The sequence below is a fragment of the Abyssibius alkaniclasticus genome, from assembly GCF_020447305.1.
Lineage (GTDB): Bacteria > Pseudomonadota > Alphaproteobacteria > Rhodobacterales > Rhodobacteraceae > Abyssibius > Abyssibius alkaniclasticus.
This window is the reverse complement of record NZ_CP095732.1, coordinates 1574821-1587871: the sequence shown is the minus strand read 5'-3', so window position 1 is coordinate 1587871 and position 13051 is coordinate 1574821. Positions and strand designations below refer to the sequence as shown.

Genomic DNA, 13051 nt, shown 5'->3' with positions numbered 1-13051 from the left:
CAGGCCCGGGCTGTGCGCTGCGTCATGGTTCGTGCTTATTTTGCGCGAATCGCTTCCAGCAGCGCGGTTGCACCAAGATCGGCGGCAAACGCATCCTGCACCGGAGTGACCATGTCAAGCAAGGCATCACGGTTCTCAAACTCGAACAAGGTGATCTGGCCGGCATCGACCATTTCTTGCAGTTTGATGCCATCTTCGCTGGATTCAAGCGCACGCCCGTACGCACCGGCTTCGGCACCGGCTTCCAGAATTGCGGCCTGAAGGTCTTCGGGCAGGCTGCGGAAGGTTTTTCCGCTCATCACGATCGGGCGCACGGTAATGGTGTGCTGGGTCAGGGTCACATAGGGTGCAACCTCGTAGAACTTCAGGTTCTGGATGCTGGCAGCCTCGTTTTCAAAGCCGGAGATCACCCCGGTCTGAATGGCGTTATACACCTCGTTATAGGCAATCGCAGACGGGGCCGCGTTCAGCGCCGAGAAGATTTGCGCCTGAATCGGCGCACCCATAACGCGCATACGGAAGCCCGCAAGCTCGTCGATATTCCGGATCGGCTGGCTCGACAGGATGTTGCGCACACCGCCGCCCGTATAGCCGATGATCATGATATCGGCTTTTTCAAGCAATTCAGCCTCGAGCGGTGCCAGAACGTCGCTCGACAGCACGGCTTCCCAATGGGCCAGATCGCGGAACAGGAAGGGCATGTCCATCAGCGGAATTGCCGGGGCGAAGGTGGCCATGTTCGAGGGCGCCATGATCGTATAATCAATGGCAACGCCCTGCTGCAGGAAGGTTACATAATCGGCCTCGACACCCAATTCGCCGTTCAGGCGCAAATCGAAGGTGACATCGCCGTCATATTTTTCTTCAACAAGCTCTGCAAAGCGCACCATTGTGCGTGTGAACGCGTGGGCTTCGTCGAACATGCTTGCGCCGCGAAGGGTAACTTCCTGCGCGCCGGCACCAGATGCGGCAAGCGCACCGAAAAGCGCGGCACCCGTGAAAAGGGCTCGTGTGGACTGTTGTATTGTCATTCGTTCCTCCCTGGAACGAGTTGATATGCATGAGCGTGCCCATGCTGCGAAAGTTGACGCTTTGCACCCAATGCTCCATCCCAAAGGCGGAGGCGCAAATCGCCTAGCAGAATCACTCTGATCTGAATTTCTTAACACGTTGTATTCTAGTATACTAGAATTTTATTCAACACGATCCGACCAACGCGCCGGGGTCATGCGCCCGATCTGCTGCAACCCCGATCTGCTGCAACTATGCCAGCGCGGCAATCACCCCCCGAAGCTCGGCCAGGCCGCGCAATCGCCCGATGAGCGGATAGCCGGGATGCGTTTTGCGGCCAGAGTCATCGAGCAGGTCATGCCCATGATCGGGCCGGAAGGGCAGCGAGATGCCGCGCGCCGATTCCGCTGCGAGCAGCGCGCGCAGAATGGCGACCATATCGCTGTCGCCCCCCAAATGCGTGCCCTCTTCAAACGAACCGTCAGGGTCTTTGACCACATTGCGCAAATGGGCAAAGTGGATGCGCGCGCCGAATTTTTGCACCATTTCCGGCAAATCATTCAACGGGTTGGCCCCCAGCGAGCCGGTGCAGAAGGTCAGCCCGTTTTCCGGTGCGTCCACGGCATCCAGCACCCAGCCGATATCATCGGCACTGGAAACGATGCGCGGCAGCCCGAGAATATCGCGCGGCGGATCATCGGGATGAACACAAAAACTGAGCCCGAGTTCCTGCGCGGTGGGAATGATTTCTTGCAGGAAACGCTTGTAATTGGCGCGCAGATCGTCACGGCTCAGGCCCTGATAGGCGTCAAGCGCGCGGCGCAGTGTTTCAAGGCTGTAGCGGTCATAGGCACCGGGCAGCCCTGACATGATCGACTTGAGCAGCTCTGCCTGATCATCGGAACTTGCCTGGGCAAACCACGCCCGAGCGGCGGCAAGAACCGCGTCGCTGTAATCGGCCTCGGCCCCCCTGCGCCCGACCATGTAAAGCTCGAACGCCGCCATTTTGGGTGCCGAGAAGCGCAGACAGGTGCCGCCACGCGGCAGGGGCGATGCCAGATCGGTGCGCGTCCAGTCGAGCAGCGGCATGAAATTGTAGCAGATCGTTCTGATGCCGTTCTCCGCCAGATTCGCCATAGACTGCCGGTAATTGGCAAAGAGCGGCTCCAATGGCGCATCGCCGCGTTTGATGGCCTCGTGTATGGGCAGGCTTTCGACCACATCCCAGTCAAACCCGGCGGATTCGATCAGATGGCGGCGCGCGGCAATGTCGGCGCTTTGCCAGACCTCGCCATAGGGCACCTCGTGCAGGGCGTTGACAATTCCGGCGGCCCCGGTCTGTGCCACCTCATCTAGCCCAAGCGCATCCAGCGGGCCAAACCAGCGCCATGTTTCCTTCATTTGCGGGCCTCCTTCCATGTTTCAAAACGCACAAGCGTGTCGGGGTCGGTTGGCGGATAAAGCCCGATGATCGCCACCCCGCGCAGCACCTCGCCAAGCACGAATTCCTCGAACAGTTCCATTGGCCCCGCCTCGGCGGCGAGCGCATCGGCCAGATGGCGCGGCACGATCATCACGCCATCGGCGTCGCCCACGACAATGTCGCCCGGATAAACGGCAACGCCGCCACAGGAGACCGGCACATCCATATCCACCGCATGATGTTTGGTCAGGTTGGTCGGGGCCGAGGCTTTGGCCGCGAAAACCGGCATGGCAAGCGCGCCCGCCCCGGCCGCATCGCGAATGCCGCCATCGCTGACAACACCGGCACCGCCGCGAATTTGCAGCCGTGTCAGCAAAATCGAGCCGGCCGAGGCGGCGCTGGCATCCTGCCGGCAATCCATCACCAGAACATGGCCTTTCGGGCAGGTTTCTATGGCAACACGCTGCGGATGGTCGGGTTCGCGAAACGCCTCGATCGGGTCTGTATCCTCGCGCGCTGCGATATAGCGCAGCGTAAAGGCCGGGCCCACCATGCGGGGCTGGTTCTGCCCCAATGGCACAACCCCCTGAACATAGCAGTTCTTATAGCCCTTTTTGTAAAGCAGGGTGGCGATTGTCGCCGTGCTGACCTGTTGCAACTGCGCAAGCGTTTCGGGCGCTACGGGGGTTTCAGATGCCGGTTTCGGGTTCGCCATTGTCCAGGTCCTTTATCGTTGCAGCGCGTCCAGATCCAGCGGCACGAGCGCGCCACGCTGGCCGATCACCTGGCGTGCCACGCCCGATGCCAATTCAATTGCGGGTTCGATGCGGCCAAACTGCGCCAGCCCCGCAAACAGCCCGGCATTGAAACTGTCGCCCGCGCTGGTGGAATCGACCAACTGGCCGACAGGGTCTGGCTGCACCTCTCCCGACTGGCCGCAATGCGCATAGCACACCGCGCCCGGCCCGTTCTTCACAACAACCGAAGCCGCCCCGACCGCCTGGTATCGGGCAATGGTTGCCGACGGGCCGATATCGCCAAACTGCGCCGATTCCTCGTCAAACGAAGGCAGCACGATGTCGCTTGCAGCCGCAGCGCGCATGATCGTTTCGCGCATCTCATCGGCATCGCGCCACAGGCGCGGGCGCATGTTCGGGTCGAACGCAATGGTTTTGCCTGCTTTGCGCGCCCTGGCAATGGCATCAAGAAAGCCGGCGCGGGTATCAGGCTCCAGAATCGCCATTGTGATCCCGGAAAAGAAAACGATATCGGCATCGGCAATGGCGGCGGCAACCAGCTGCGGGTCTTCGGCCAGTTGCCGCGCAGCCGACTGGCCGCGCCAATAGGCGAAACTGCGTTCGCCATTGGCAAGCGATATCAGGTAAAGCCCCACCGTGCGCGTTTCGCTTTTGCGGATATGCGAAACATCAAGCCCATGCGCCGCCATCTGCGCAAGCATATCCGCCGAAATCTGGTCGGCCCCGACACGGCTGAGATAACGCGCGTGCCAGTCCGGGCGCAGCAATTTGGTATAGTAGATCGTGTTGAACGTATCCCCTGCAAAGGCCTGCTTCAACTGCCCGGGGGTCGCCGCCGGGGCAAGCTCGACCATGCATTCGCCAATCGACACAATGCGCAGCCTGCCTGCTGGCAGACCTGTCATCAAGGCTTTCTGCTTCACCATATTCAAACCCGCTTCCATTCGCTAGACTGGCACCCTATTCTGCCCGACAGGACCCATTGGAGCAGACAAAAGCACAGACCTATGGCAGATTTCCCGATTGTGGCGACAGCCGAAAACGTATCGCGCCAGGTTTTGGCCGACCACGCCCAGCTTATGGTGGTGGCATTCAACTTTACCGCAAAAGATGCCGAAGGCGCGTTGCATAGCCATCCTCATATTCAATCGACCTATGTCGAAAGTGGCAGGTTCCGCTTTTCCATAGATGGTGTCATCAGCGAAGTCGGGCCGGGCGACAGTTTTGTCATTCCGCCGAACGCCGTTCATGGCAGCATATGCCTCGAACCCGGCCGGTTGATAGACTGTTTCACCCCCCGCCGGGACGATTTCCTGTAACGCGTCACGAAAAGCCTGCCCCATCGCCTTGCGTGCGATTTGCGGCCAGGGCGCGCGCGTATCTGCATTTCGCACCGCCCGGGCCGCGCCGTTTTCAGCTGAAAACCATACCGCCGTTGATATCGACATTCGCACCGGTGATGAAGGCAGAGTCATCGCAGGCCAAGAACAGCACCAGATTGGCAACATCCTCCGGCACGCCCTGGCGTTTGACCGGGGCCGATGCCTCAAAGCCGCGCCGCGCGGCATCGGCGGTGTGGATATTGTGAAAATCGGTATCGATCATGCCGGGGCATAGCGCATTCACCCGCACATTCGGCCCAAGCTCTTTGGCAAGGCCGCGGGTCATTGTCATGACGGCGCCTTTGGAGGTGGCATAGGCCACCGAACCCGGGCCGCCACCATCGCGCCCTGCCTGGCTGGCAAGGTTCACAATCGCGCCGTGCTTGAGGTGCGGAATGCAGGCCTTGACCATAAGAAAGGTGCTGGTCAGGTTCAGGTCCATCACGGCATTCCAATGCTCCAGCGACATTTCGGAAATGGTTTTACGGGCAATCAACCCGCCCGTGTTGTTCACAAGCACATCAATCCCGCCAAATTCGGCCACGGTTTTGCCGACCAGCGCATCCACCCCCGCCTGGGTATTCAAATCGCCCTGCAAGGCAAAGGCCTTGCCACCCGCGGCCTGAATTTCCGCAACCGCGCTATCGGCACCCTCGCTGCTGGAAAAATAGTTGATCGCAACCGCGGCACCCTCCTTGGCCAGCTTCAAGGCGCAGGCACGGCCAATATCGCGGCCGCCACCCGTGATGATTGCTGTCTTGTTGGTGAGTTTCATTCTGTGTCCTCTCGATTATACAATGCGTCCGGCTGCCGGCATCAGACCTGTCCGGCACCCAGCGCCGCGGCTTTCATGCCTGGCGGACGGTTGCGAATGGGGTAAATGCGATTCGCCTATCTCCGTGCGGGATACTAGTGTATGACAGACTGGTATACTAGTATTGATTTTGGTAAGGTTTCGCATATCAATGCGGGCACAGCCCAGGAACACCATGAATTTCCAGCACAAACACATTGCGCCAGATGCGCCGCGCAGACATGCAGGCAAAGTTGCAAAATGCCAGTTGCATCGCGCTGTTGCCTTGCCGCAACCGCATGGCAATATTGAAAGAGACCGCAACATGGGCCAGTATCACGCGCATCATGCGAAGCCCGGAATGAAATTCTGCTGCGCCAACGCAACGGCCCGCAGGATGAAGTGCGCCAGGGCCCCTGATTCTGGCCCCGAACGGAGGATATAACAATGCCAACACTTGCCCAGGCCCGCGACCGCCGGACCAGTGTCGACCTTGTCTTCGACCATTTGCACAAATCCATCGTCACGCTGGAACTGCTGCCGGGCGACAAAATATCCGAAGCGGATATCGCCGCGCAGTTCGGCGTTTCCCGCCAGCCCGTGCGCGATGCGTTCAGCAGGCTTGAAAACCTGAACCTGCTCATGATCCGCCCGCAAAAGGCGACCGAGGTGAAGCGGTTCTCATCGCACGAGATCACCAAGTCGCGCTTTGTGCGCGCCAGCGTTGAATCCGAAGTGCTGCGCCGGGCGGCCAAACATGCCACCGCACTTGACGGCGCGCTGCTGGAGGCAAGCCTTGCCCACCAGGCGCTGGTTGTCGAGGCCGGAAACTACGAGGAATTCGGCAAGCTCGATTATGTGTTTCATGAAAACCTGTGCAAGATTGCCAAGGTCGACTTCGCCTTCGAAGTCATCGCCTTTGAAAAGGCCCATGTCGACAGGCTTTGTATGCTCGGCCTCGCCAAGGAAGACCGGATGCCGCAGTTATTGGCCGACCATCGTGCCATTGCCGCCGCGGTTGGCGCGGGCAAGGCCGAGGAAGCCGTCGCGGCGGGAATGCTCCATCTGTCACGGCTGGATGCGACAATCGAAAGCATACAGGAAAACAATCCGGACTATTTTGATGACTAGCAAGGCCGCATTCTGACCGATCTGAACAGCAGGCTGCCAGCGGTCATGCTACCCTGAAGTCATGCTGGCTGAAACGGGCTCGAACGCAAAAAATGCCCACCAATGCGGCACGCAACGCAACCAGCCGAACCGTCCCGACCCCACAGCAAACAAAAGCCCCGCCAAAATGGTGCCCCCAGAGAGACTCGAACTCCCGACCCACTGATTACAAATCACTCTCAGGCTGTTTCGCCGCATTTCGCCACATCGCGCCTGTCTTGCATAAATGATTGTTATTGCTCGATTATTCTTGACGAGCTTCACGCCGATGACTCATGCTTAACGCTCCAATCCGCTGCACCGTGCTTCCGTATGGCTTCCGGATTTGGAATTGGGTGAGAGGGTGTTCTGGATATGTTCAAGCTAACCAAGAGAAATGTTGAAGCATTGGAAAGCCGCGCAAATGAGTATTTTGTGTGGGATAGCGAGGTTGCCGGATTTGGCGTTCGGGTGTTCCCGTCGGGACGCAAAACATACCTTGTGCAATACCGTGTCGGGCGGCGCACCAAGCGCATTACAATCGCCCAACACGGCGTGTTGACCTCGGATGAAGCCCGCAAGCAGGCGCGCAAGCTCTTGGGCGAGATTGCCCAAGGTGGCGACCCGTCTGGAGACAAGAAAGAACGCAGCACCGCCCCGACCGTGGCCAGCCTGATTGACAGGTTCCTGAATGACTACGCCGCGCATCACGTCAAACCCTCGACCGCGCGCGACTATGCCAGCATTGCCGCGCGCTTGATCAAGCCGCAGATAGGGCTGTTTCATATTGCCGATGTGACCCGCGCCGATATCGTGGCACTGCACCACAGCCTGCGCGATACGCCCTATCAGGCCAACCGGATGCTGAGCCTTGCCTCCAGGATGTTCAACCTTGCCGAGGATTGGGGTTTGCGCGCCGAAGGCTCCAACCCCGTGCGGCGGATCAAGAAATTCCGCGAGGAAGAAAAGAAGCGTTACCTCTCAGAAGCCGAACAAGCCCGTTTGGGCGAGGTCCTGGGCCAAGCGCTGGAGGACGGCACGGAAACCGTTCACGCCGTGTCAGCGATTCTGCTCTTGCTGTTTACGGGCTGTCGCTTGGGCGAGATCAGAACCTTGCGTTGGGATTGGGTCACGGCGCGGCATTTGGAACTGCCCGACAGCAAGACCGGGCGGCGGCGCATAGGCATCCAGCATGGCCCCGACGATATCAGCATATCACGCGCCGATTTTTGCGTGGACCTGCTTGCACCGGGCTTTGTGCTGATACCCGACCAATTTGTCATGCACAGCGCAGCCGGGCGGCGTGACCATGTAACCGATACCGAAAAATCTGTGAACGGCAAGTCGGGCCGCACAACATCTGTTACCATTGGCAGCAGCCGCAACCGGCAGGCGATTGTCTATGACAAGCGGGCCGAGGTCATAGCGCATTCAAAATCCTATTGGTGGGGTATCTGGAACCATACGCTTGCCCAAATCGGGCCTGACAGAACGCTACTTTCGCCCGACCCCGCACAAGCCGATGCAAACCGCGTTATCCGTGTGGAATTTCGGGCAGGCAAAGACCTGCTTAAAGACACATGGGGCATTCGCACTTGGGCGCAATTCTTTGACCGCTTTGGCGATTTGTGCCGCCAATCGGGGCAAGTCATCCGCTATACACAACCCGTGCCGGGCGATAGCAACCGCGCGCGCTGGCCCGATCATCCGCTTTGGGATGCCGCTTGCGAGGCCATGAATGACGACCTGGCCGAAATGCGCAGCGGCGCCGACCCGAACCCGCTCAAGGCCGTGCAGCGCGAAGATCATATCAACATGCTCTTTCGCAATGTCCTTGGCACCAGCATTACGCTGGGCGCGCTTATGGGCGTCGGGTTTGACGATTTGCCCGCAACCCTTGCGGATTTGGCCAAGCGTATGCGCGCCGAACTTGCCAAAAACCCGGACAAGACCGCCAAGCAGTTGCAAGCTGCGAAGGAACGTTATGTCTTTATTGGGGAAACGGATGCCACATTACAGGCCAGATAGCGGGCGGCGGCAGTGGCAAGCCTATTGCCCTTGGCGGCGGCTATCTGGTCTATAGGGGCAAAGCGTATTTGGGGGCGGGCTGATGACCGAGTTGAATTTCAAGGGCAAGGAATTTGTCTATAACCACCACCTTGCCGTGCCCTTCCGCCCGCTTGTGCCCCAGGCCGAAAAGGGCATTGGCCCGGTCGCGTTGGATGGCAACCTGATCGTGCAGGGCGACAACCTGCACGCGCTCAAGGCGCTACTGCCCATGTATGCGGGCAAGGTCGACTGCATTTTCATCGACCCGCCCTATAACACCGGCAATGAAGGCTGGGCCTATAACGACAATGTCAACGCCCCGATGATCAGGGAATGGCTGGACGCCAACCCGATCGGGATCGAGGACGGGCTACGCCACGACAAATGGTGCGCGATGATGTGGCCCCGGCTGCGGTTGTTGTATGAGTTGCTGGCGGAAACCGGCAGTTTCTGGATGACGCTGGATGACAATGAAGTGCATCGGGCGAAGTTGATGCTGGATGAAATATTTGGAAGCACGAATTTTGTTGATACCGTTATCTGGCACAAGAACTACGCCCCGAAAGCAACAGTCCAATACTTTTCGTCAGACCACGACTATATTTTAGTCTATGCAAAAAACATTAATGCGTGGAAGCCAAATCTGCTCGCGCGGACTGAAAGCCAAGATGATGCATATAAAAATCTAGACAACGATTCTAGGGGCCGATGGCGGCCAAATAATCTTGCAGCTAGGAATTTCTATAGCAAAGGGACTTATAGAATTACTTGCCCCGGAGGCAGAGTTATTGATGGGCCACCACCGGGGTCTTACTGGCGAGTTTCAGAAGATAAACTTCGTGAATTAGACGGCGATGGCCGAATTTGGTGGGGGCAAGATGGCAACAATGTGCCAGCGCCAAAAATTTTTCTGTCTGAGGTCAGACATGGCCGTGTGGCACAAACAATTTGGCACTGGTCGGAGGTGGGCCACACGCAGGAAGCAAAACGGCAGATTTTGGAATTATTTTCCGAGGCTGGGAGTGAGATTTTTGGAACGCCCAAGCCCAGTAGGCTGATTGATAGAGTGGTTGAACTTGGAGCGCCGCCCAACGGAATTATCCTAGACTCCTTCGCCGGATCCGGCACCACAGCCCATGCCGTTCTTGAGGCCAACAGGCGCGATGGCGGCAGTCGCAAATTCATCCTTGTTGAAATGGAGGATTATGCCGACCGGCTGACCGCCGAGCGGGTGCGGCGGGTGATCAACGGCTATGACTTCACCGGCACCCAGAAAACCGAGCTTTTGCGCGAAAAGCTGAATTGGTCCAAACTGCAAAAAGCCGACAAGCTGACCGGGCAGGTTGAAAAAATCGAAAACTTGCTCGGCCATGAATATGACAAGATCAGCAAAACCATCAAAGATGGCGAGTTGATCGTGACCGGCGAAAAGGCCGTCAAGAACAGGGCCGAAGGCCTGGGCGGCGCGTTTACCTATTGCACGCTTGGCGAACCGGTTGATCTGGACAATATTCTGACCGGTAAAGACCTGCCAAGCTATGAAGCGCTTGGCGCGGTGCTGTTCCACATGGCCACCAGCGCCCCGCTGGACCCGGCGCAAGTGGATGCAGGCAAGCAGTATCTGGGCACGGTCGATGGCCAGCACCTGTGGCTGATCTATCGCCCCGATCTGGACTGGCTTAAATCGCCCGAAGCGGCGCTCACGCTGTCTTTCGCCCGCCAGATTGCCGGGGCTACACCCGATGCGCGGCATCTGGTCTTTGCCCCGGCGCGGCATGTCTCGCAGAAAATGCTCAACGATCTGAACCTGCCGGTCGAATTTGTGCCCCTGCCCTTTGCCCTTTACCGGATAGAACGGGAGTAGCGCGATGCGGCAGCTCGACTATCAACTTCGCGTGCTGGATGTGCTGGACGCCTATCTGGACGTATTGAAACCGGAAAAGGCCAAGGCCGAAAAAGTGGCCGTGCTGGCCGCTCAAAACCCCGAGCTGGGGCTGACCCCGCCCGACTATGCCGAGGCCGCCTGGAAGAGCTTGCGCGCGGCAGGCAGGTTGCCAGCATCGCGCGCCGACATACCGTTTTCGCCCCGCCATGATGGTATTGGCCGTGTCGTGCCCAATGTAACCTTCAAAGTGCCAACCGGCGGCGGCAAAACCTATCTGGCCGTCAACGCGATTTCACGCATCATGGGGCGCTATCTGGGGGCCAATACCGGCTTTGTGCTTTGGGTTGTGCCGAACGAGGCGATTTATGCCCAAACGCTCAAACACCTCAAAGATCGCCAGCACGCTTATCGCCAGGCGCTTGACCGTGCGGCAGCGGGGCGGGTCAGGATCATGGAAAAGGGTGACAGGCTGCACGCCGCCGATGTGGACAGGCATTTATGCGTAATGGTCTTGATGCTGCAATCGGGCAACCGCCAGAACAAGGAAACGCTGCGCATGTTCCGCGACCGTGGCGATGTGCATGGGTTTTTTCCGCCCGAAGGCGACCAGTTGGCGCATCGCGCCGCGCTGGAAGCGACCCCGAATCTTGACGGCTATAACGACCTTTACCCAATGGTGAAGGATAGTTTGGGCAATGCGCTGCGCCTGATCCGCCCCATTGTGGTGATGGATGAAGGGCAAAAGGCAACCTCTGATCTGGCGCATGAAACGCTATACGGGTTCAACCCGATCTTTGTGCTGGAACTGACGGCGACCCCCAAGGATGTTGCCGAAACCCGCCCGCCAAACCCGCGCCCCGCGCGCTATGCCAATTTGTTGGTCGAGGTGACGGGCCGCGAATTGCACGCCGAAGACATGATCAAGATGCCGCTGAACCTTGACCCGCGCCAAGGCACCGACTGGCGGGCAACACTGACAGCGGCGGTAGCGAAGCTGGACGAGCTTCACAGGGCCGCTGACACCTACCGCGCCGATACCGGGCGCTATATCCGCCCGATCATGTTGGTGCAGGTAGAACGCACGGGCAAGGACCAGCGCGACGGTGCGCATATCCATTCCGAAGACGTCAAGGAATGGTTGCTGCAAACCGGCTATGATGAGGCCGAAGTTGCCATAAAAACCGCCGAAACGAATGACCTGAACCAGCCCGAAAACCTTGATCTGCTTGCGCGCACCAACCGGGTCCGGGTGATCATCACGAAATCGGCGCTGCAAGAGGGTTGGGACTGCCCCTTTGCCTATGTGCTGTGTTCACTGGCCGCCAGCAGCAACAAGAGCGCCATGACGCAATTGATTGGGCGCATTTTGCGCCAGCCCGATGCTGTGAAAACCGGCATTGCGGCGCTGGATGAGTGCCATGTGATCACGCATCATGCCGACACGGCGCTTGTTGTCGGCGCGGTCAAGGACGGCTTGGAGAAAGACGGGCTTGCTGATCTGGTCCTGACGGTAGCCGGTGGCGCGGCCAGTGCGATTGCAGGCAACAGCCGCCAGCTTGAGCGCCGCGCAGCGTATCAAAAGCTGGACATATACCTGCCGCGCGTGTTGCGCGCAGACGGTGCAAGCCTGCGCGAGCTGGATTATGAAACCGACCTGCTGGCCGCAATTGATTGGCGCGACTTCGACCCTGCAACACTGGCCGCGCAGATACCCGAAAACCCTGTAGAAACCGCCACGCAGCTCCAGCGCATAAGCCTTACAGACAGCGGCACAGAGGCGATCACGGGGCACAGTGTTGCCGCATCAACCGAAGTGCTGGCATTCGACCCGGCCTATGCGGTGAGGGTCATCTCGGATTTGGTTCCCAACCCTTTTGTTGGTCGCGATATTGTCGCGCGCGTATTGGGCGCGCTGCGCAAGCGTGGCTTTGACGATGCCAAGCTGGGACGCCATGCAAGTTTCATTATTGATGAGTTGCGCAAAGGGCTGGATAGTGAGCGCAGCACACGCGCCGAAGCCATGTTCAAGGCGGAAGTCGAGGCGGGAAAAATCCAGTTTCGGCTGAGGCTCGACGGTCGGAACTGGCAGATGCCACATAGATCAATAACGACCGCGCCCGATGGCGCGCCTCAAGTTGTAAGCAGCCAGGGCGGGGCACTGGAACGCAGCCTGTTCGCGCCCGTCTATCAGGCCGAGTTGAACACTGAAGAGCAAAGCGTGGCCGTCATGCTAGACGCAAGCGCAGCCATCAAATGGTGGCACCGCAACGTTGCCTTGGCGCAAGGCGGCTATGGGCTGCAAGGTTGGAAGCGCGGCAGAATTTATCCCGATTTTCTGTTTGCGGTGGATGGCGCCGGTAGCAAACGCAAGATAGTTGCCCTTGAAACCAAGGGCGATCATCTGCAAAACCCCGACACTGACTATAAGCGCGACGTGCTTGAATTCCTGACCAAAAACTTCAACTGGGAAAACGCCGTTGAAGCCGGGCAGCTCGAATTGGAAAATACCGGCGAAACGGTGGAATGCGCTTTGATCCTGATGTCTGACATCAAAGCGCAACTGCCCAAACACCTTTCGGCCGACGCTACAGGTAGCTAACG

At 58.7% G+C, this 13051-nt stretch carries 10 protein-coding genes; 5 read left to right on the top strand and 5 right to left on the bottom strand.

From position 1 onward, the window contains the following. Positions 1 to 35 precede the first annotated feature (35 nt). The 4 genes from LGT41_RS07935 to LGT41_RS07920 all read right to left on the bottom strand — a co-directional run bounded on the left by LGT41_RS07935 (position 36) and on the right by LGT41_RS07920 (position 4097). Positions 36 to 1031: a TRAP transporter substrate-binding protein gene (locus tag LGT41_RS07935; RefSeq protein ID WP_274129595.1), complete on the bottom strand. Its 996-nt coding sequence runs from the start codon at positions 1029 to 1031 to the stop codon at positions 36 to 38. Between the two features lie 232 nt (positions 1032 to 1263). Next, positions 1264 to 2412, bottom strand: a complete 1149-nt coding sequence (uxuA, locus tag LGT41_RS07930) for a mannonate dehydratase (RefSeq protein WP_274129594.1) — start codon at positions 2410 to 2412, stop codon at positions 1264 to 1266. After that, positions 2409 to 3149 carry a ribonuclease activity regulator RraA gene (locus tag LGT41_RS07925; RefSeq protein ID WP_274129593.1) on the bottom strand — a complete coding sequence of 247 codons (741 nt, stop codon included), beginning with the start codon at positions 3147 to 3149 and terminating at the stop codon, positions 2409 to 2411. Before LGT41_RS07925 ends, uxuA begins: the two co-directional genes overlap by 4 nt. A gap of 12 nt (positions 3150 to 3161) precedes the next feature. Further along, positions 3162 to 4097 carry a sugar kinase gene (locus LGT41_RS07920; protein ID WP_274129592.1) on the bottom strand — a complete coding sequence of 312 codons (936 nt, stop codon included), beginning with the start codon at positions 4095 to 4097 and terminating at the stop codon, positions 3162 to 3164. Between the two features lie 102 nt (positions 4098 to 4199). On the opposite strand from LGT41_RS07920, the gene LGT41_RS07915 reads away from it, so the two are divergent. Beyond that, on the top strand, positions 4200 to 4511 hold the full coding sequence (locus tag LGT41_RS07915) for a cupin domain-containing protein (RefSeq protein WP_274129591.1): 312 nt from the start codon (positions 4200 to 4202) through the stop codon (positions 4509 to 4511). 94 nt (positions 4512 to 4605) lie between these two features. Here the strand turns inward: LGT41_RS07915 and LGT41_RS07910 are convergent, their stop codons facing one another. Further along, positions 4606 to 5349 (bottom strand): SDR family NAD(P)-dependent oxidoreductase, encoded by a 744-nt coding sequence (locus tag LGT41_RS07910; RefSeq protein WP_274129590.1) that lies wholly within the window; start codon positions 5347 to 5349, stop codon positions 4606 to 4608. Between the two features lie 465 nt (positions 5350 to 5814). On the opposite strand from LGT41_RS07910, the gene LGT41_RS07905 reads away from it, so the two are divergent. From LGT41_RS07905 to LGT41_RS07890, 4 genes are all read left to right on the top strand, one after another. Then, positions 5815 to 6498 carry a GntR family transcriptional regulator gene (locus tag LGT41_RS07905; RefSeq protein WP_274129589.1) on the top strand — a complete coding sequence of 228 codons (684 nt, stop codon included), beginning with the start codon at positions 5815 to 5817 and terminating at the stop codon, positions 6496 to 6498. A gap of 393 nt (positions 6499 to 6891) precedes the next feature. Further along, on the top strand, positions 6892 to 8544 hold the full coding sequence (locus tag LGT41_RS07900) for a tyrosine-type recombinase/integrase (protein ID WP_274129588.1): 1653 nt from the start codon (positions 6892 to 6894) through the stop codon (positions 8542 to 8544). Positions 8545 to 8734: 190 nt separating this feature from the next. Next, on the top strand, positions 8735 to 10429 hold the full coding sequence (locus LGT41_RS07895) for a site-specific DNA-methyltransferase (RefSeq protein WP_274129587.1): 1695 nt from the start codon (positions 8735 to 8737) through the stop codon (positions 10427 to 10429). Positions 10430 to 10433: 4 nt separating this feature from the next. Further along, complete coding sequence (locus LGT41_RS07890) at positions 10434 to 13049, top strand: DEAD/DEAH box helicase (RefSeq protein ID WP_274129586.1); 2616 nt, start codon at positions 10434 to 10436, stop codon at positions 13047 to 13049. The last annotated feature ends 2 nt before the right edge of the window (positions 13050 to 13051 follow it).